This is a genomic window from Rummeliibacillus sp. NPDC094406 (genome assembly GCF_044763875.1).
Taxonomy (GTDB): domain Bacteria; phylum Bacillota; class Bacilli; order Bacillales_A; family Planococcaceae; genus Rummeliibacillus.
Genome location: NZ_JBIWGZ010000004.1, coordinates 133,128 through 153,614, shown reverse-complemented (window position 1 = coordinate 153,614; position 20,487 = coordinate 133,128). Strand labels below are relative to the sequence as shown.

Annotated in this window: 23 protein-coding genes; 4 read left to right on the top strand and 19 right to left on the bottom strand. The window is 33.7% G+C overall.

All coding sequences use genetic code 11. The annotated features are described in order from the left end of the window. Nucleotides 1-12 precede the first annotated feature (12 nt). The gene (locus tag ACIQ4I_RS12445; RefSeq protein ID WP_403096307.1) at nt 13-222 is read left to right on the top strand and encodes a helix-turn-helix domain-containing protein; all 210 of its coding nucleotides are present in this window, start codon (nt 13-15) and stop codon (nt 220-222) included. Between the two features lie 68 nt (nt 223-290). Here the strand turns inward: ACIQ4I_RS12445 and ACIQ4I_RS12440 are convergent, their stop codons facing one another. From ACIQ4I_RS12440 to ACIQ4I_RS12425, 4 genes are all read right to left on the bottom strand, one after another. Beyond that, nucleotides 291-470 (bottom strand): hypothetical protein, encoded by a 180-nt coding sequence (locus tag ACIQ4I_RS12440; RefSeq protein ID WP_403096306.1) that lies wholly within the window; start codon nt 468-470, stop codon nt 291-293. A 417-nt stretch (nt 471-887) separates the two neighbouring features. Further along, on the bottom strand, nt 888-1,097 hold the full coding sequence (locus ACIQ4I_RS12435) for a hypothetical protein (protein WP_403096304.1): 210 nt from the start codon (nt 1,095-1,097) through the stop codon (nt 888-890). A 1,555-nt stretch (nt 1,098-2,652) separates the two neighbouring features. Next, entirely contained in the window at nt 2,653-3,579 is a 927-nt protein-coding gene (locus ACIQ4I_RS12430; protein ID WP_403096303.1) for an HNH endonuclease, read from the bottom strand. 439 nt (nt 3,580-4,018) lie between these two features. Continuing rightward, nucleotides 4,019-4,576: a GNAT family N-acetyltransferase gene (locus ACIQ4I_RS12425; protein WP_403096301.1), complete on the bottom strand. Its 558-nt coding sequence runs from the start codon at nt 4,574-4,576 to the stop codon at nt 4,019-4,021. Between the two features lie 279 nt (nt 4,577-4,855). Here ACIQ4I_RS12425 and ACIQ4I_RS12420 point away from each other — a divergent pair, with 279 nt between their 5' ends. Next, a complete protein-coding gene (locus tag ACIQ4I_RS12420) occupies nt 4,856-5,701 on the top strand; it encodes a ComEC/Rec2 family competence protein (RefSeq protein ID WP_403096300.1) in 846 nt (281 codons plus the stop codon). Then, on the top strand, nt 5,702-5,917 hold the full coding sequence (locus ACIQ4I_RS12415) for a DUF3006 domain-containing protein (RefSeq protein WP_403096299.1): 216 nt from the start codon (nt 5,702-5,704) through the stop codon (nt 5,915-5,917). Between the two features lie 156 nt (nt 5,918-6,073). On the opposite strand, the gene ACIQ4I_RS12410 is transcribed toward ACIQ4I_RS12415, so the two are convergent. Further along, nucleotides 6,074-6,274 (bottom strand): cold-shock protein, encoded by a 201-nt coding sequence (locus ACIQ4I_RS12410; protein ID WP_403096298.1) that lies wholly within the window; start codon nt 6,272-6,274, stop codon nt 6,074-6,076. A 602-nt stretch (nt 6,275-6,876) separates the two neighbouring features. On the opposite strand from ACIQ4I_RS12410, the gene ACIQ4I_RS12405 reads away from it, so the two are divergent. Next, the gene (locus ACIQ4I_RS12405; RefSeq protein ID WP_403096297.1) at nt 6,877-7,101 is read left to right on the top strand and encodes a hypothetical protein; all 225 of its coding nucleotides are present in this window, start codon (nt 6,877-6,879) and stop codon (nt 7,099-7,101) included. A gap of 18 nt (nt 7,102-7,119) precedes the next feature. Here ACIQ4I_RS12405 and ACIQ4I_RS12400 read toward each other — a convergent pair whose 3' ends face one another. From ACIQ4I_RS12400 to ACIQ4I_RS12335, 14 genes are all read right to left on the bottom strand, one after another. Then, the gene (locus ACIQ4I_RS12400) at nt 7,120-7,305 is read right to left on the bottom strand and encodes a hypothetical protein (protein WP_403096296.1); all 186 of its coding nucleotides are present in this window, start codon (nt 7,303-7,305) and stop codon (nt 7,120-7,122) included. A 76-nt stretch (nt 7,306-7,381) separates the two neighbouring features. Then, complete coding sequence (locus ACIQ4I_RS12395; protein WP_403096295.1) at nt 7,382-7,774, bottom strand: YolD-like family protein; 393 nt, start codon at nt 7,772-7,774, stop codon at nt 7,382-7,384. Beyond that, a complete protein-coding gene (locus ACIQ4I_RS12390; protein WP_403096294.1) occupies nt 7,771-7,992 on the bottom strand; it encodes a transcriptional regulator in 222 nt (73 codons plus the stop codon). Before ACIQ4I_RS12390 ends, ACIQ4I_RS12395 begins: the two co-directional genes overlap by 4 nt. 651 nt (nt 7,993-8,643) lie before the next feature. Continuing rightward, entirely contained in the window at nt 8,644-9,441 is a 798-nt protein-coding gene (locus ACIQ4I_RS12385) for a GH25 family lysozyme (RefSeq protein ID WP_403096293.1), read from the bottom strand. After that, nucleotides 9,441-9,692, bottom strand: coding sequence for a phage holin (locus ACIQ4I_RS12380; protein WP_403096291.1), 252 nt, complete (start codon nt 9,690-9,692; stop codon nt 9,441-9,443). Before ACIQ4I_RS12380 ends, ACIQ4I_RS12385 begins: the two co-directional genes overlap by 1 nt. Nucleotides 9,693-9,704: 12 nt before the next feature. Further along, nucleotides 9,705-9,980: a hemolysin XhlA family protein gene (locus tag ACIQ4I_RS12375; protein ID WP_403096290.1), complete on the bottom strand. Its 276-nt coding sequence runs from the start codon at nt 9,978-9,980 to the stop codon at nt 9,705-9,707. 87 nt (nt 9,981-10,067) lie between these two features. After that, nucleotides 10,068-10,262 carry a hypothetical protein gene (locus ACIQ4I_RS12370; protein WP_403096289.1) on the bottom strand — a complete coding sequence of 65 codons (195 nt, stop codon included), beginning with the start codon at nt 10,260-10,262 and terminating at the stop codon, nt 10,068-10,070. A gap of 194 nt (nt 10,263-10,456) precedes the next feature. Beyond that, nucleotides 10,457-11,032, bottom strand: coding sequence for a hypothetical protein (locus ACIQ4I_RS12365; RefSeq protein WP_403096288.1), 576 nt, complete (start codon nt 11,030-11,032; stop codon nt 10,457-10,459). Nucleotides 11,033-11,147: 115 nt separating this feature from the next. Further along, complete coding sequence (locus tag ACIQ4I_RS12360; protein ID WP_403096287.1) at nt 11,148-12,335, bottom strand: siphovirus ReqiPepy6 Gp37-like family protein; 1,188 nt, start codon at nt 12,333-12,335, stop codon at nt 11,148-11,150. Nucleotides 12,336-12,430: 95 nt separating this feature from the next. Then, nucleotides 12,431-13,306 carry a hypothetical protein gene (locus ACIQ4I_RS12355; RefSeq protein ID WP_403096286.1) on the bottom strand — a complete coding sequence of 292 codons (876 nt, stop codon included), beginning with the start codon at nt 13,304-13,306 and terminating at the stop codon, nt 12,431-12,433. A gap of 115 nt (nt 13,307-13,421) precedes the next feature. Continuing rightward, on the bottom strand, nt 13,422-15,326 hold the full coding sequence (locus ACIQ4I_RS12350; protein WP_403096284.1) for a peptidase G2 autoproteolytic cleavage domain-containing protein: 1,905 nt from the start codon (nt 15,324-15,326) through the stop codon (nt 13,422-13,424). A gap of 13 nt (nt 15,327-15,339) precedes the next feature. Next, nucleotides 15,340-16,185 (bottom strand): phage distal tail protein, encoded by an 846-nt coding sequence (locus ACIQ4I_RS12345; RefSeq protein WP_403096797.1) that lies wholly within the window; start codon nt 16,183-16,185, stop codon nt 15,340-15,342. A 15-nt stretch (nt 16,186-16,200) separates the two neighbouring features. After that, nucleotides 16,201-17,526, bottom strand: coding sequence for a hypothetical protein (locus ACIQ4I_RS12340; protein ID WP_403096283.1), 1,326 nt, complete (start codon nt 17,524-17,526; stop codon nt 16,201-16,203). A 440-nt stretch (nt 17,527-17,966) separates the two neighbouring features. Beyond that, nucleotides 17,967-20,486: a phage tail protein gene (locus tag ACIQ4I_RS12335; RefSeq protein ID WP_403096282.1), complete on the bottom strand. Its 2,520-nt coding sequence runs from the start codon at nt 20,484-20,486 to the stop codon at nt 17,967-17,969. Between the last annotated feature and the right edge of the window lies 1 nt (nt 20,487).

Sequence of the window (20,487 nt, the reverse complement as noted above, 5' to 3'; positions counted from 1 at the left end):
AAAGGAGATACTATGACCATCCAAGTGAATTTAGATTTAATTATGGTAAAAAGAAAAATGAGTTCAACTGAACTTGCTAATAAATTGGGAATCACTAAGGCTAATCTCTCTATTTTAAAAAATAACAAAGCAAAAGCTATTAGATTTACAACATTAAATGAAATTTGTAAAGCTCTAGATTGTCAACCAGGTGACATCTTGGAATATGTTGAAGATGAATAATGAATGAGGATAGCTCCAGCAAGTAGTTTTCTTGTTGAAACTGGTATTGTTGCTTATTTGCGTTCTAATTATTTTTGTAATTTTTGTTTTTTTATATAAATAATTACAGCTACTATTATTAATATTATAGGTGTAGCCCAAAGTATTTCTGTAAACTTACCAGATGATATACTCTGAATGCCGTATAAATAAATACTTACTAATGTTGCTGTAATTACTAACAAGGTTTCTTCTAAAAACATTATCATTATTAAATCTCCTCTATAACTCTATTTGTTAATAAAAACATATTCTATTTTTATATATTATATTACTAAAAGAAAGTTGAAGATACATATCTTAGAACTTTATAATGAAGCCAAAAAGAATGGTATTAAGGCTAAAGGTAGTAATTCTTGTATAACGAGAGGAAAAATGCCCTCTAAAGTAAAAAAGTACCTTCCATAGATTCATTCTACTATATTATCCATCAGTTAAAGTATAGAAAATTAAGTTATTCCCAGTGAATATATATTGAATTTCTTTTAAAATGTAGATATTTTATATACTTCTCGATTAATGTAAAAATCTTCTTTTATAAAAAAGAGCACCAAACAAACGCAGTAAATGCGTAAATTCAGTGCTCACTCCTGGTTGTTCCAGTAATCTTATTAGTATATTTTAACCTATTTATTCAAATTACATTTAGCTTTTCCATTATTACGATAGCGTTGTTTGTCTTGTTTCATATTTTCTTTTAAAGCGCTAATAACACGTTTCAGTCGCTTATTTTCTTTGTTTTTATTAGCTAATTGTCGTTTCAAGTGATAGTTTTCAGCTTCGATAAACTTGTAGTGTTCCCATACTGATTGTTCTCGTACAGTTTGCTCATTCATAGTTAAACACCTCGGCACGATTTTTTATTTAGCTAACACTTTTTCTAAATCTGAAAAACGTGATAATTGCTTATCTACTTTTACTATAACATGTTGATTGAATTTATTCATCCACTTACTTGTTTACTTCTTCAAAATTTCTGCGTATACTTTATTTCGCTGTGAGTTGGAATACCTTTATTACAGCTAATCTCCTATTTTCCGTATCCAGTTGGTGGTGGGGCACAACTTTAAGTTGACCGTCGTATACGCACTACATTTCTGGTAAATCAATTACTACAATTAAATCTTCATCTATTTTTCTTACCAAGAGCATTCACCCCAGTGATCTAATTGTATCACCCAATATATTTCCGTATATTATCATTTTTTTGTTTTACACTTTATAGGACCTTATAAGACAAAATAAGAAGCTTCGCCTTATGTCAGGTGAAAAAAGTTAAGCATAAGTTTATTTTAACTAAAGAGACCTCTTTTGAGCCCTTTCGCAACTCCTACGTTAACGAAGTCTAAAAAAAGCTATTCTAACATTTTGAGCTACCACGAATAACTACAAGGATTAAGTCATTCGTGTGCGTCACTTCTCTTTGCATATGGTGTAGATATCAAAGTTATTCAAAAAATACTTGGCCATGCACATATCAAAACATCTATACTCATGTGACTACCGAGACAATTGAAAAAACAACAGATTTGCTTATAAATTACTTAAAAGAATCAAAGAAAATGCTCTGGTGGTCAAAAAGCCTAAATAACAAAAAAACCACCCTAATTAAAGGGTGGTCTGAGTGTAAGTGTTAGGTTCGGAAAAGTCCGTCAGATTAAGCTTCTAGAAGTAAATCTTCTGGGTTTTCGATTAAGTCTTTAACCATTTTTAAGAATCCAACTGATTCTTTACCGTTGATTAACTTACAATTGTATAATTGAGTTTCTTCCTATATAAATTGATTATAGTCTACAATTATGACTACTTTAGAAAAATAAAAATTGTATTATTTCATATCATTTCATGCGTTCTGGTAGTCAGAATGGTAGTCAAGTTATTTCAGGCGGTATTTCGTATAAATTAGTCTATAAAGGAGTTCCTAGCTACAAAAAACTATTCATAGCTTTTTTAGTTTTGATTGAATATAATCACTATATAAAATATGACCCTCTTCCACAATTGGTTGAGGGACTTATTTTTGAACAGTATCTTTTATTAAAGCACTTGCTAGTTGAAGAAGAAAAATTACGCTGTATCGGGGATCCTCAATGCGGGCTTTATTCCCTATGTAATTCAAACTTACCGTTATTCCACAACTTGTATTCGAGTTCACACTTCATTGCTGATGCAAGCTTTCTTATCTAGTAAATAAATCATCTTTATTATCTGTAAAAATCATAAAGAATTTCCTCATTTAACAATATCCCACTTCGTTCCAGACGATTTTTCGCTTTTCAAATAAAAATTTTAATATCTCTTCCGTTAATGAACAAGGTATACATTCATTTTTTAAGAAAGATTACATTCCCCCTTTTAAGAGGTTAAAGGATGAAGATTCTACAACTCATGCTAATTATTTATAAATTTCTCTCTATGCCACTTCATATAATTTTGCTGCTGCTCATTCATTTTAATTTCCATTGTTTCATTAATATTGAGAAGTGCTTTATTTGTAACATCCAAGCTTTCCTTTATCAGAATTTTCCCTTCTCCATCAAAACTAATATACCCCTTGTCAAATAAAGCATCATGATTTGGACATAATAACAAGCCATTATTAATATCAAGCCTCTCTTGATTATTGGATTCACTCCATGGCTTGATATGGCTTGCAACTAGAAAGTGCTCATCCGTTACTCCGCATAATCTACATTTCTTTTCTTTTGCTAAAAGAGCTTTTTTGAAAGCAGATTGACCTATTCTAGACTTAATAATTGTTTCTTTTTCTGTTTTGTCTAATGTAATAGCAGAATCTAAATCATTTTCAATTTGTTTTATGATTTTTTCTTGAAGATCGTTTCCATTCTGAAACTTCCCACTTGAAATGCCATTTGTCCTTTTAATTATTTCAAAGAAAAAGTTTGCGAGGTCCTCAGATACCCTAAAAAGATAACCTGTATTCCCTCGTCCCGATTTATTAAAAGGAGCATATTTTTTATCTTGGAGCCTTAAAATATCCTCCATATAATCCTTATATGTAATAGGTTCCTCTAAATCAATGTATTCGGCATTAACTAACCAACCATCTTTCTCCCAAAGGTCTAATTGGTCTAATCCAGTCGGCCTTTCATGCTCTTTACAATCTTCTTTTGCAATTAAAACAGAAACTAATTTCCCATTAAAACTATTAAAAATAATATCCTTTTTTTTAATCATTTTCATATCAGTCCAGTGATGAAACGTTTGACCTGTCTCATTTTTTTGAGGTGCCCATAAATACCCACCTTTATGCTCTTCTTTAAAACTTTTGTTTTGAAAAACAAGAAAATAGTTCACATTAAATTTCTCCATTCCCTATCGATACCAATCTGGCACAATTTCCTTTCTTATCTTCCAGAAAATGTTTCCCTGTCTTCTGATTATTGAACCAGATATCCTTCGATATTTATGTACATATTTAGTTTATGTTACGAACCTTCCTTCTTCAACTATCCTGCCCCGTCAGTTTAAGTGAAAATCTTCACAATTTCTTCTTTCTTGCCAATTCTTCTTTAATAGTAATGTTCCACAATTTGGCCCTTTAATGTAAAAAGCACAGATCCATTTTACTCTAGAAATGCGCCCGATTGTTGAAAATCAATATAATGATCATAATTGTTATCTTTAGCTTGTTAAACTAACGCCCTCGTTAGTTGAATAACTATATTTATTCATCAAAGTAATGCCTACCATAGTTGATTACGTGCCTTAACCAATTCATTACTTATAGGGATTCCTAACAATCTTCTCTTAAAATAGAGTACATTTTTAAATCTTGATGCTTTCCTTTAACTAACAACGCTTTTCTAATGATCCCTTCAAATTGCATTCCCGACTTTTCCATTACCCGTGAAGAACCGATATTTTCTACAAAACATCTTGCTTGTATGCGAACTAAATCCATTTTATTAAAACCAAATCTTATTATTTCCTTTACCGCTTCTGTAGTTAAACCCTTTCCCCAATACTCTTTAGATAGAACATAACCGATTTCAGCAGTTTTGTGATTTGGTTGCCACCAAACAAAATCAATAGTCCCAATGAATCTTCCATTTTCCTTATATTCAATTCCCCAGGGAGCTACTTGCTTATTTTGATATTTGTTTAAAATAAATTCAATAAAACCTTTTGTGTCGGTAATTGATTTGTGTGTATCCCAAGTAACATATCTTGCTACTTCTTCATCAGAACCGTATAAATACATATCTTCAACGTCTTCTAAAGTAACTTTTCTAAGAATAAGACGTTCAGTTTCTAATATTGGTAAATCACTATATATTCTCTCAATCTCCATTAAGTCACCACCAAACCATTTGATTAATACACAACTTCTATGAAAATATTTATATATCCTTCTTTTTAAACTAAACTGCCCCGTTAGTTTAAGTAAATTACTTCACAATCTAACCCAAATTTTAACATAAATCCGCCGATTTTTTAAAAGAAGTTATTCAATTAAATGGCCCAATTGTTGAACAGTAACAATAATTTAAACAAAATCAAATCCCCTTTATTTTCCTACTCCTCAAAACATTAGGAATACTGTATATTCATTTATAGGAGGGATTTTATAATGAAAAAATTAAATTTATTGGTTATATTTTCACTACTTTTATCACTATTTATCTATGTATCCCCATCTAGTGCTGCAAGTAATGTAAAAGTACATGTTATTGATGTCGGACAAGGAGATTCTATCCTTATTCAAACTGGTAACGAAAATGTATTAATTGACGGTGGTAATAAAGGTAAGGGAGATGAGGTTGTAGCTTACCTAAAAAAACAAAAAGTTAAAACTTTAAATGCTGTCGTTTCAACTCACCCAGATGCTGATCATGTAGGTGGATTAGCAGAAGTCATCAATTCGCTAAATGTAAAAAGCGTATACGCTCCAAAAGTTACACATACTACACAAGCTTATAAAAACTTCTTAACTGCTGTTAAAAAAGAAGGCTTAAAAATTAAAGTGGCTAAAAAAGGTGTAGAGATTCCAACTAAAGCAAAAAATATTACTCTTAAATTCTTAGCTCCTGTTAAGGAATACACAAAATCTGATCTAAATGATTGGAGTGGAGTTTTACAACTGACTCATAGTAAAAAGAAATTCCTGTTCACTGGTGATGCTGAAACACAGGCAGAAAATGATATGTTAAAAGCTGGTGTACTATCTAAAGTTGATGTTCTAAAAGTAAGCCACCATGGTGCTAAAGAAGCCACTGGTACTTCATTCTTGAATAAAGTAAAACCAACTTATGCCGTAATCAGTGTTAGCAAAACAAATGGCTATGGCCATCCTACTGCTGAAACATTAAACCGATTAAAAAAAGCTAAAACAAAAGTTTACCGAACTGATAAAAATGGGAATGTTATATTTACATCAACTGGATCAAAAATTAGTGTAAAGGTGGATAAAAATTAGATGCAACGAGGGATTATTGATCGGTTTGAAGGTGACTTAGCAGTAATTGAGTTTGATGATGGTATAAAAGATATTCATAAATCATTATTACCAAAACAAGCGACTGTCGGTGATATGTTAGTTTTTAATGGTGATCAAATCTCAATTGATTATGAAGGAAAAAATAAATTAGCTAAAGAAATTGAGGACTTAGCTAATGAATTATTCGAAGATTAATTTGAATTGTATCTAATTAAATTAAAGCAAAATGACTCCTCTCATTCATGTATTTTATGTATATTGACATTGGAGTCGAACTAAATAAAAAAGAGGAACCTTATTTAAAGGATTCCTCTAGTTTTTTAGATAATTCTAAAGCTAACTTATTAAAAATTAAAGTTTTACAATGTTTGCAGCTTGTGGTCCGCGTTGGCCATCTTCAACTTCAAATTCAACTTTTTGACCTTCTTCTAAAGATTTGAAACCGTCGCCTTGGATTGCTGAGAAGTGAGCGAATACGTCTGCTCCGCCTTCAACTTCGATGAAACCGAAACCTTTTTCTGCGTTAAACCATTTTACTGTACCTTGTGTCATTTAAATGACCTCCATTAAAAAATTATTAATATATAAGCTTTTTAAAAGAAAAAAATTCACATATTACAAAAAGTACCGAACAAACACGATTACTCTTTGTAATATGCGAATTCAACTTTTTTCCTATAAAGGATTTTATTAAGTTCATTATATATTGTAAATACACATTTGTCTAATATCATTTTAGCTCAAGAAATATAAACAATCACCCCTCGTTAATAAAATCAATCAATGTTTATTCTAAGCTTAATTAACAAATTTACATTACACCATAGATTATTGATTGATAAGGGTATCTCTATTCTTTACCCATAAGCACGATAGTAGCTCCTGTTACATCTACAAATCGCTCAGGTGATACTACCAACAATCTCCTGCCGTTTAATTCAATTTTTTTGCACTTTCTATACACGTAAAGATTTAAAACTACAAGTGCAAACTGGTTTTTGGGGAACTGAAACAGAAGTAATTACACTTAAAAAGTAATAACTATTAATATAGAAGAAACTCAAGACCGCATATGCGTTCTTTTTATAAGTAAGAAGGATTTATTGAGATTTCATAGAACGTTATCTTAAGATAAATGGAGGTGCAAAATTCAAATGAAATTAGCGAAGTTCGTAGATACATCTACACCATACATAAACAAAATAATTAATAGTAGAAATTATACCGATCCAGAGGTTGCACTTGAAGCAAATCAAGATTTAATACGAGAGTTGGTTATTATTCATACGGATGAAGAAATAACCAATGAAAATGCAAAAGAAACAATAAAGAATTGGTACTCCGATAAAATAAAAAATTCCCCTCTTCCTAATGGTTGAGGGGTAAGTATGTATTCATCATATTTTTTCTAAAATGTGTATTTCCTCTACTTTTAACATATTAATCATAATATTATCGTCAATTACAATCATTTCTGTTCCTGGTATAGGCAATGGTTCTAACTGCATTATATCTGTATCTGTAAGTATTTCTAAGAATTGTCCATCTACCATTGTTAATGAAACTAAGTATTTTTTATCCATTTCTCCACCTCCTAATATCTGTAATTCGACAAATTAGGAGGTGGACCTTTATTAGTGTTTGACCAATTTTTGACAATTAAATTTCTCTATAATCAATAGGTGAGATATCAACTACTTCTTTCAAATTAATTGGACCACGAATATTTAAGAATGGATCACTATAATAAAACTCTTTTGTTTGTTCGTTGATTCTTGTGATAACTCCCCTGTGGAAATCAAATTTTCCGTCATTCCAAACTTTATATTCAAGTTCTATCTTAGAGTTTAAAGCCATAATCAGATTCTGTTGCATGTCTTCAAGTTCCCATTCATCTAATTCAGGTTTTGTAATGTAATTTTCTTTTTCCCTTTCCTTCTGTAATAGTGCAACATGTTCAGGCATCATCATAGCCATTGACCATTTGATGTTACCGCGATCTTTTAATTTAGCATCTTCATATATATTGTATAATTCCTCTTCGTTACTCAAATGACTTCACGCTCCTTATAGGTAACAGGCAACACTGCAAGAACATTTTCAATAATAAAAGCACGTTTAGAATTCTTTAGAAAACAAAATGCTTGAAACTTATCGCAACTAATTTTAGTAAGCCTTACTCGCCTTTTCGTGCTTTCACCTGTTTTGGACATATACATAATGTTTACTAATTGATTACGATTCATCGCTTTTAATAACTGTTCTTTCACAATGTTACCTCCTTTTAAAAATAAGAACATCTGTTTGTTTTTGTTTTATTATATAGAACAATCGTTCTTATTTCAAGTATAAAAAAATCCCTCTCTTCAACTGTAGAAGAAAGGGCAAATCCCCAAAGGAGGTATTGGTAAAGAAAGTTCATAGGTAAAGAATATGAAATATAAACAAGTATTTGTGTATATAGCTTATCCATTACCTTAATAACAACTTATGCAAAATCATGTTAATGCTCAAAGATTGTCACCTAATTTAGATAAATATTAATTACTTTTTATGTATTTAAACTTTCAAGTACTTCCACAATTTCTTTTTTTAGCTTTCTTAATTCTTCACTAAGCAATTTAAATTCCATTTTCATTTGTTCTATCTGATTTTCCATCGTTACACTCCTAGCGTTACTTATAGTACCATATTATAGATATTTATACCTATTAAATTTGCAAATAAAAAAATACCCAATCATCACTGTGGACGACAGGGCATTTGAAAGGATGAAAACTGAGCAACACTCTTTCCTTTAAACTAAATTGGAGGTAAAGTAAATGTTTTAGTAAAGGCAAAGCATACATTGTGAGGTGTAATCCTCTACTGTAATAATAGCTTACAAAAAGCAATTGCTCAGTGATAGTTAACAGCCTACGTTATTTCAATTTAATTTTCTGACCAACATAAATTAGATTTGGATTTTTTATTCCATTCAACGATTGAAGCTTCGCGACTGTTGAATTATTTTTATGAGCAATGGCACTTAATGTATCTCCAGATTTAACTGTATGAACGGTATTAGTAGCTTTGATATTTGAAATATTGCTGTTTGTAGAAGATGTTTTTACAGGTTTACTTACTTTCTTTATTACAGCCTCACCAATAAACCATGTAAGTGACTTATTGCTATTCAAACGATTTAAGTCTAATTTACCTGTATATCCTGGCACTGAACCCGACTCTGAGTATTGCCATAAATCACAAGCGTACTTTGGTTTAAGCGGGTAACGTGGAATCCATAAAAAGTCTGCTTTTACCTTGTTCATATTATATGGCTCATAGAAGTGATGACCAGTGTAAAGTCCAATAGGACGATGATCATGTGCTTGTAGATAATCGATAAAAGCTTGAGTTGCTGGTAACATTTCTGCTTTTGTTTTTGTTGTTTGTTCTTCTACATCTACCACTAAAAACTTTGCATCTTTATCTGCTCGTGCTAAAAAATCTTTCGCTTCTTGTTTTGCGTCTTCTACATTAATAAATCGTGCATATGCATAATGACCAAAAGGGATGCCATGTCCTTTAGCTGAAGCCACGTGCTTTTTGTATTCACGGTCAATTGTTGTGGATCCGTATTGCACTCTGATTATTAAAAGATCCACATTCTTTGCAAATGTAGACCAATTGAATTTGTTATTTGGTTGATGATGTGAAATATCAACAATGTACCCCATTATTTTAACCCCTTTTCTATTAAGTGTTGTTCTTGTTCACGTGCTTGTTTCGTTACGATATAACTATTCTTCCAAACTCCATAAATGACTAACACAAACGGTACTGTTGCTAATAAGGCATTAACAAAAGCATCAATAATTTCATCCGTAAACCAAGTAAATGTATAACCTAGTGATTGCAAAAATAAAAGGATTGCCGATAGCAACCCTCCAAAAAGTCCAATATATTGTTTTAATTTTTCTCCTGTCATGCTAATGACCTCCTACAAGGTTGTTTTTATTACTAACCCGATTAATGCGGCAATAACCATACCAATAATTGTTGTGGTTACCCACCAAATAATTTTGTCTATTTTATCTAGACGATGATGGGCACTCTTCGTACTTTCTAATGCTTTGTCTGCAATATCTTGTGCTTTGTCTGCTTTTTCTTCAGCTCGACTAGCTGTTATTCTCACTTCATTAACTCCATTCAACTTTGCGTCAATTCCACCAAGTCGCTCGTATATATCAAGCATTAATTTGTTTTCTTCACCCATATAGCACCTACTTTTCATAAGCCGTAAAAGGGCTTATATTTGTGTATATAAAAAGCACACCCAATTTGGATGTGCTGAATTTAAAAGTTATTTTACATATGCTTTGATTGTTACTGAAAAATCGTCATTTCTTGTTAATTCATTTACTATTATTCTATCTTCATTTCCTAACTCTAAAGCTAAACTAATAGTAGCATTTACTGCTTTACCATTACTAAATCCCAATACAATTGTATTACCGTTATCTTTTTTTATTCTTTCAAATAGCTCTTCTTTATCCATTAGTATCCCTCCTTTACCTATTAAACTTCGACAAAAAGGAGAGTATACATTTGCTAAAATCTGTCTATTTTTTGACAATAAAAATAACGCTAGTCGATTGACTGTGTTTAGCTGCACATCATGTTCCTATATAGAGATTACAATTCACTAAATTTTCAAATTAAAAAGGGATATTTCTAGAAGACACATCCTTTTTATTTATTTTTTATTTTAATTAATTCTTTCATTTTGTATGTTTTATATCCGCTAAGCTCACCATAATAAGTTTCTAAAATAGAACCAACATTCGGAGCATAATAATACAAAAAATATTCATCATTTTCGTTACCTTCCGGCATTACTTCCTTTACTACTACTACATTTTTGAAAGTACCTGCCTTTACTTTAACCTTCTTCTTAATCGATATAATTTTTAAATTTGAGCCTAAATCTTTGCTACTGTTCCAAGATTTATTTAATTTAACCGGATATGCTAAAAGTTTACCACGCCAACCATCATCAAATAATCCATTTTTAGTTTCTCTAATTCCAAAAGAAGACTCACTTTCCGTCCAATAATCATATTGACCAACTTTCTTTTGAAACTTATACGTCATTGGTATATGACCATCTATCATATAAGTATATAGTTTTTTCTTATCCATCAAATAACTAACTTTGTTTTTAGCTTCTGTTGCTTGACTAGCTGCACTTGTAGTTAATGTTGAAAAAGGTATTATCATGCTTAAAATAAGCACAACTGCTATAACTATCTTAAATATGCTTTTCAATCCAACCTCTCCTTTTAGGTAATATTATCTATCAAATTATATATGAAGATTGACCCAATAATAATATTATAATATTTAAAAAATTTTATCATATCATTTTTGGGTAATATTTTATCTATTGCTTAATCACAGGGTTCATATTTTTAAACTGTCGCTTTATAAGATTCATGAATGTTGGCTTATCTTTGTCGAATACAACTTCAATACGTTTTGGGTTCCCGGCTTCATAGATCTCTTTGACCTCGGTTATACGAGCATCCATTGTAATACCCCAGTTCTTATTCTGTTGAGTAGTAATGTCCCCCAGATCCCAATCTCGCTCATAAATGAATGGTGACTTTGTGAGAATTTGACCTTCCATGTAGATCTCCTGCTTATGTTCTTCTAACTTTTCATTACCTCTGTCAGTTAAATCCTCCACAATATCAGCGACAGGTCTAGGCACATCTTCTGTTGTTGGATTACCTTCCTCATCCACTGTATCTACACTTTGAGTCTCTTCTACATCTCGAGCATCAACGAATAATTCATAGCGATCTAAGCCTGTTGCAGTGTCACCAATTGAGATGACACGTCTATCTACCCCCTCTCCTTGTCCAGCAATATACGCCATATTTTTGTAGTCAAGATATGATTCTGTGTACCCCATAGATTTAAGGCTATTAAATTCCGGAGAGAAAATGACAGGTGGATTATCCCGTTGTGTAGCTACTCGATTTACACCCTCATTTACATCAAATACAAAGCGTTTATTCTTTATATCTACACTGATATTCCATCCTAGACCACTAAGTTGGGATATGGTTGTTAGCTCGTCTGATAGTACATCAAACCTTGCTGAGCGACTAATTGTATCACCACGGTTTTGATTAGGTGCAATAACTAGATTAGGAATTCTTCGCTTTGCATCGACTGGATTAACCGCACATATATCAACGAAATACTTCATAACCGTTTCTGCTTTCCCTTGTTTATTAACATAAGCTGTATGCACTGGTGGAAGTATTAAGCGTTGCGTTAGCCATGATTTTAATGATTTCGCTTTGATAATCCAGTTCTCTGTTTCCTTTCCATTTTCATCAAGCTCGATTTCTCTATGCTTAATCTGATAGACCTTATGCAACTGGTTATGAGGAAAGATGATTCTGTCCTTTGTTAATTCATTTGCACCCTTCACATATCTGTTAATTTTCAGTTCAATTTCACCGATTTCATGGTGTTTACGTGTTAACTGCAAAGATCCGTATAAGCTAACTTCTTCGATTAGTTTGAAATTCAGGTCGATAATTCTTAATGGTAGCATGTAGCACCTACTTTCATGGCAAAATAAAGCCCCACCACAAATACTGTGGAAGGGCCATACTGTGTTGTGCTTAAATATTTTGTTCAATTCAACTTCTAAATTAATTTAGTTAAACCTAAAGAAATAAATGTTATTGAGAATATTACTAATAATATTAGTAGTGCATTATTTTTTTCTTTGTAGATCAAAGTATTCATTAAATAGAATAAAACAACCAAACTAAAACATATCGAAAAGTTAACTACGATTATATTAAATACAAAGTTACTATCTATTTTAGGTATACTTGCTACATTAATACCTATTACTGCAAATATAGCTAACATTATAGAAAAAATAGTAAAAATATTTTTATTAAAATTACTAATAGCATTATCTGTACTTTTCATTTTTTTATCTAATATTTGAATTGCTTCGACACGTTCAGTATCTACTCTTTTTAACTCATCCAATTGCTTATTATTTCGAACGTTAAGCTCTTCTAAAACTGCTTTTAATAATTGCATTTCTTTAATTGAGTAGTCCATCATCGCTAAAAATCCACGTTCAGTTAACGTAATGTAATATATTTCTTCAAAAATATTTTCTATTATTGAACCATATTTTAAAGTGTCACTTTCCATTTTTGGCATTAAATTTAACATATCTCTCCTTTTCTCTGTTAAAGGAAGATTAAAATCTACATACCTCTTAATTAACAAAACTCTAAATTCATTAATCAGTTCATCTTTACTTATTCCTAATTGCTCCTGAATGTCTGCAACCCTAACGTTTGGATACTTTTGAAACGATGAACCTTTTTCTCTTGAGTAATATTTAAAACCTGTACCTGGATCGTGATTATTTAGTTCTTTCAATATTTTAAAACCTAGCTCATTTAATGGTTTATGCAGAACTTCCGAAGACATATCTAAAGTTCTATTTATCGCCGCAATCTCCTCTTGGACGAAACTAATTTCATCTAATTTCACAATAATCCTTCCTCTCTATCTACTAAATTTCGACAAATAGAAGAAAGATACCTTTAATAAATTTCAGCTATTTTTTACATAAAAATAACGCTTATTCAGCGCTTTGTATTTCCAGTTATTTAATAAAAACTTGTACGATATTTTCAGATACTCGTTTCATAACTCGATACCCATCTGTGGACGATGTAGCGATACCTTCATCATTTGGCTTACAAAATCCGTTTACTCCGCATGTTCCGTCATCACGAACTAATAATTTACCAACGATACCAACTGGCGACCATTCGGGACGTTGTTCCCTTGGGATGTATTCTTCGTCATAATTATGTTCAGGATTCGATATAGGTCTGTACTCTTGATGAGCTTCCCATATTACCTTTCCATCGCTATCGACCATGTCAGGAATATCTACATAGCGGAATTGAATACGACCCCATTCGTCAGTAACATATTGACTATTCCAAGCATCTTGATGACTATCTCCAACAACTGATGGATTGACTGATATTATACCTAAAATGTAGTCATCATCTGAAGTAGCTTTTCGGATTTTGTCTCCATCCATTGTGACAAAGAAACCTTGACGCTCCTCAGCATCAACATTACCATCCAGCCATTCGAAGTACTCTGCGTAATCGGCTCCTGTTGAGTTATAAGCTGCTTTTCCATAAACGGCACCTAGAGTTGTGACCCTAAAGGCGTTTGAAGCATTCCTTGATCCAAGTGGAGTCTCTCCGTTTCCTATCACCAAGGCATCAGTTACCGCCATATCCTTATTAACTTGTCCAAAAGCCATGCCGTAATTCACATTAGCTCTTGTGGCATAACCCATAGCAAAAGCCGAGTTAGCAGAAGCAACTGATTTACTACCTCCAGCATGTGACCAACCACCACTAGCTACTGTCTGGTCTCCTTCAGCATGTGAATAGAGACCACTAGCTACTGTCTGATATCCTTCAGCATGCGCTGAATCACCGCTCGCAATCGTTACTGTCCCTTCAACATGAGATGATGGACCACTAGCTACAGTATTTGAACCTTCAGCATGTGAAGCATTACCAGTGGCTATTGAACTTACACCTTCAGCATGTGACCCATAACCAGTCGATACAGAATTCATTCCTTCAGCATGCATGGAATAAGATGATGTAAAATCCTGTCGTTGTTTAATCAGCACAAACTGTCTGAGAGATGCCAGCTGTTCATTGGTTTCCAGAGTTACGTTCAACCCATTAATAGCTTTAATTTTTATATCTTTAACCAGTACTGCACCATAATTCTTTATCATAACTAAATCACCAACAGCAAGATTCTCTACCGTAGTGAGGGTTACAGTTTTAGTAGTGTCATTAACATATTCTATTTTATAAGACCATCCAAAAACTGCTATGGTGTTTACACCTTCGGCGTTCGCATTAGCGCCAATTTGAATATTACCTATCCCTTGTTTATGCAAAAGGGTATTACTAACATGTTCTGCCATTGCATCATTATTGAAGTTAGGTAATATTTTCGAGCCTGCCCATGGACAAATAACATCATTACCGCGTTCATCAATTACATTAGATGCACTAATAAATGTCTGCCCACCAACTACTTTTACTTGTGCTACCGATATTTCATATAGATTAGGTGTTTGAGCTAATACTGGTGGAACTGGGCTAGCACTAGCTACACCTTTTTTAACGAATGACTTTACGTGCCTTGCTTCTGTGCTTAAATCTAGTCTAATAACAATACGGTCAATCCTGTCTTTACCCACAACTTCTGTATCTAAAACATGGGTTAATAAGCTATCATTTTTATAATAGTGAGCCTCCACGAATGCCACCCCAGTGTTCAGTTTCACCTGCATACTAGCACCATCAGCACTTACACTTAACTGATTCCATACGCCTTTCATGACTCCTGTAGTCACCAATGCACCAAAGTAATCCGTAAATTCTTGAGCGTTATATTCTCTATCGTAAGTACCATCTTCATTTAACACAGGGTCAAAAAAGCTAAAATGTTCTGCCACGTAATAACCTCCTTTAAACGATTAAATATTTATTTTTATATCTCACGTATACTTCTGGACGCCCTCCATCAGTAATGAAACTAAAACGATTATCACCTTGTTGTAGCATAAAAAAGGAGGATTCTAAGTCTATATAATGCATTGCGTTTTCCTCGATGCCGTCTGGTGCAATAATCTTTACGTCTCTTTCGCGTTCATCTGTATTAATAACTAGCGTATAACCTTTTGGTATCACTCGATTAACCTTAATAAACTCCCCAGTTGTTAAATTTGTAATTTTGGGGTTAACCGCCTCGCCTCGGAACTCTACTAAAATTGGAGTAGGTACATGACCTTTATTAGTTAGAATTTTTGAGTCACCACGACTAGCAAATCTGACAGGAAAATGGAATGCAAAATGGAAATGAGCAACAAAATCTTCGAGTTTATAGTTTTCGTCTGTTTGGTCTTGATAGAATGGATCATGTGCGACAAATGTAACTTTCCCTTTTTGCAATACACTTTTTCTGCTTTCACCATCTGGAAAATCAGGTACATATTCTGATACACATTTAATTGTTCGAGTTACGTATTCGTTGGTGTATGTGAGCTCCCCAGGTCCTAGTTTTGGGTTACATACACGGCTTATCAGTTCCCTAGCTTTTGATATATCCCCGTAACCACCGAACGGATAATTAATCAAAAATTCTATCTCTATTTCTAAGTCATCCAGTAAGGCATCTAGAAAGATAGAACCATCCAAAAAAGGGCTTTTTTGCTTTTGGATATTAGCTGCTGTTCCTCCTAAGTTAATACTTTGCAAATAAAAAGGAGAGTCACCAAATTCAACGGACTCTCCACGACTATTCGTAAATATCACTTTTTCCAATGATGACTACCCCCATTCTTGTGCTAATTTTTGAGCTTGTTTTTTCATCAAACGAGCATTTTCAGATGGACTCAATTCTTTTGGACTGTGCAAGTGTACTTCTTGATTGACCACACCTACACCTTTTCCATTGTTATCATCACCATTTACATCTACTTTGACATTAACGTTCAACTCTTTACTAATTGCACTTGTAGATGCTGCAGTGTAACCAAGTACATCATTTTGTACTAAATCACTTGTTAGCCCTTGTTTAACTTCGTTTGCTAATTCCAATGCAGTAGATACTGCTTTAGCTTGCATGTTGCTAATACCATTGATAATCCCTAACACAAGGTTTTTACCAATGAAACTTTTACCCCATTTCGATGGGGAATGAATATCAAAGGCTTTTTGAATCGTTTTCTTTACACTCTGAGCTATACTATCAGCTTGTTTAACTAAAGCTGGTGTCATATCAGTTAAACCTTGTTGCATACCCTTAATGACATTCTTGCCGATTGCTGGCATAGATGCTGACAAAGCATTAAACTCATTTTTTGTCGTTCCAGTTATACTTTTTATCTCGGCTTGCCATTCTGAGTTATATTCTTTCAGTTGCTTTTTCGTATCTTTTCGCAACTTTGCAATCTGTGCGTCAGTGTCTGCACGCATATCTGTTAATTCTGTTTTTGCTATATTTGTAGCTAGTTTCGATTTTTCTTGCCATAAGCCGACATATTCTGTTAACTCTGATGTGCTCATAGTATTTAAAGCTGCTATTTGACTTGCAGCACTTGGTCCCATAGCTCTTAATTCTTCTAGTAATCCTTTATCGATTCCTTTTTCTGCAAGAGCTGCAATGTTTTCTGACCAAGAACGAATTGTATCAACTTGTGCCTGTAAGTTTGCTTTTAATTGCTGCCCACTTGTTTCTACAGCAGCTGGTACTTCATCAAACAATCCCACGAAATTCTTAATCGAATTTGCACGATCTTCTACAGCTTTCTTATATTCATCATTTAAAGCCTTTTCGTCATCAATTAACTTCTGATTCGCTTCTTGAATTTTTGCAGTGTACTCTTGATTCAAGGAAGTTAATTTATCGTAAATCTCTTGCTTTTTATCAGCTGCCATTTTTTCAAAGTATACTCGCTCTTCGCTATTTTTCTTATAGTTTTTCGATAGATCAGTGAGTATTTCTACTTCTCTCACAGCTGACAGCTTTCCAGTATTAATTTTTTTCTCGTAGTACTGCTTGTCGTGCTCAAATCGTTTTTCGAGTTCGTCTTTATTTTCTTTCGTTGTAGCTTTAACAATTTTTGCTTGAACAATAGCAGTTGCATTGGTCACGCTTTTATATTTTTCCGCTAACTCTTGCATTTGCTTAACATAACTAGCTGTATCAATGGATCCAGCTTGCAGTTTTAAATCTAATCCGCGTACACTTTCGCTGAACGCTTGCTTTGCCGCTGCTGCTGTTCTTTTAGCTGCTGCCGCAACTGTCGAAGCCTTGTTACTAATACCATTTGCATAACCTTGACCGGTATGCTCACCAAGTGCATGCGTAACACGGGATGGTGAGTGAATCGTTGTACACCCTAGCTTTCGCTATATTTAAAAGGGACTAGACTATACCATCAACTCTTTTGAGTTGCCGATTGGTAGTCGTTGAGGGCTTGTGATTTCTCACCTATCCCTGCTGATTGTCCATTGTTACATCTAACGAATTGTCACGCTTTGGTATCGTTAGCTTTAGGAGTTTCCAGCATATTCTCGGTTTGCTTATATGCTCACGCACATAAGGGGCATATATGTTTACCCATAGCACTTTTTATCGTGCTGGTCACTTTGTTAGCAAGGCCTTTCACAGTGCTAACAACATCGTTAATTTTAGATGTAATACCGTTTATTAAACCTTGTATGATGTTCTTACCAACGCTTACCAGATTAATACCATCCAAGAATGATTTAGCTGTATTCCAGCCCGTTTCGATAGCACTTTTAACTTTTGACATAGCCTTAGAAACAACATCTTTAAATGTATTAAAGATGTTTGATACTACTGTTTTAATAGCATTCACAAGCGTTAAGGTTATGCTCTTTGCACTATTCCATCCATTTGAAATTACAGTCTTCACAGTATTTAAAGAACTAGAAACAACACTCTTAATGCCATTCCATACTGATGAAATGATGCTCTTGATTCCGTTCCACACGCTAGATGTTTGGCTTTTAACACTATTCCAGGCATTCTGAATTGTGCTTTTAATACTATTAAATGAACTTATTGCAAGTGTTTTTATGCCACTCCATAAGGTTGATAGTGTTGATTTAATAGCATTCCAAACACTAGATGTTACGCTCTTAACATTATTCCACACTGTTTGTATTGTCGTTTTCACAGCATTGAATGAGCTAGAAGCTAAACTTTTCAATCCATTCCAGAGATTAGAAAGAGTGGATTTTATGCCATTCCACACAGTCGATGTGAAGTTTTTAACACCTTCCCAACAACTCTTTAAAAAGTTAGATATTGCAGTAAAGATTGAAACCGCAGATGCTTTAATGCTGTTCCATGTGCTAGACAATGAAGCTTTTATTGTGTCCCAGTTTTTATAAAGCATTACCCCTGCGCTAACTAATAAACCAATTATTGCAATAGTTGCTCCGATTGGACCAGCAAGTGCACTAAATCCACGGATAAGCCATGGGAGTGCTTTAGAAGCTAAACTAATGATAGTTGTTGCAACAGATGTGATTTTTGGGATTAAGCTAAATATGCTAGTAGCAAATGAAACTATTGAAGGAATGACCTTAGCAAATCCAGTACCTACAGATAGAATCCAAGGAAGAAATGTCATAACTACGCCAGTCAACGATGTAACAATTGCTATAACTTGACCTATGACTGGATGACTAGACATCATATTGTTGGTCCAAGATAAAAAGCTGTTAGCAAGCTCAAGAATCTTTGCACCTAGTGGAGCCATACCGATGCCTAAATTTACTAGGAACGTTGTTAAGTTTCCGATTAAAGCCATAACAGAAGGTGCCGTTTGAACCACATAGTCACAAAACTTCTGGAATCCTTGATTTTCTGATAATGTCGATGACCATTCTCTGAATTTTGCCATCATATTTTGCAAGCTTGTGAGCATGGTAGATGACATAGGACCAAATGCAGCAAATGTATTGACTATGCCAGCGATTGCATCAGCAAAAATCGACTTGATCTTTGGCATGTTCGTTTGTACATAGTCCATAAATGCTTGGAACTTCTTAGATTTATCTAATCCTGCTGCCCAATCTGCAAAGGATTTAGTCATTTCTAAAAAGCCTTTTGATGTGCTATCAGCAAGTGGAGCAAATGCAGTTAACATGCTTGCCATACCTTTAAATACGTTTCCAAACGCTTGTCCAAATCTTATAAGCATTGGAGCTCCGGTAGTATTCAGATAGTCTAAGAACTTTTGTATTGGTGGGGAGCTGATATTCTTTTGCAAGCTAGACATCAATTTATCAACAGCTTGAGCGCTACTCACAAACAAAGGCTTTAACTCATTTAGCAATGACTTTGTAATTTCCATTGCCTTATTAGTTGCTGATAAAATTGGTTTTTGTGTCGCTTGAGTTAAGCTTTGATATGTAGCTTTAACGCCCTCAATAGCTGCTTTTGTTTGCTTTTGCGATTCATTTAATATTGCATTCTTTTCGTAGAGTGCTTTTATGTTTGATGTAGCCATCATTGCTGCCGCACCCATACCTGCATAAGCAACTGTAAATGCTGCACCTAATCCTGCAGCTTGACCCGCAACTGTTCCTATCACTGGACCAAGAGAACCAATCAAGGCACCTAAATTTGCTATAAGAGGTGAAATAGCCGGGATAATAGAAATAAATGCACCTTGTAGAGATGTACCAATGATCTCTCCAACGTTTCGCATATTTGTAGCGATTTTGCCCATCATTTCTTGTCCGGCTCTCCAGCCTTCACGGAAGTTGCTCCAGTCAGCCTTAACACGAACTACAACTTCACTACTAGAAAGTGCTAACATTTTAGCTTTTAACACTGCCATTGTTCGGTTAAAACTCGAAATATCAGCACTTATAGATGCTTCTGACTTTGCGTATTCAACATCTCTCAAGCTTTGACGTACAAGTGTCATTTTTGCATTAAAAGCTTTCACGTTTGCACCTATATCCGCATTAGCACCCGTTGCAGTCTTTTGCAGTGCTGAATGCACTTCTCGCATTTTTGCAATAAAGTTTTTGACATTGGCGCCAACAATGGCGTTAAAGCGTTCTGTCATA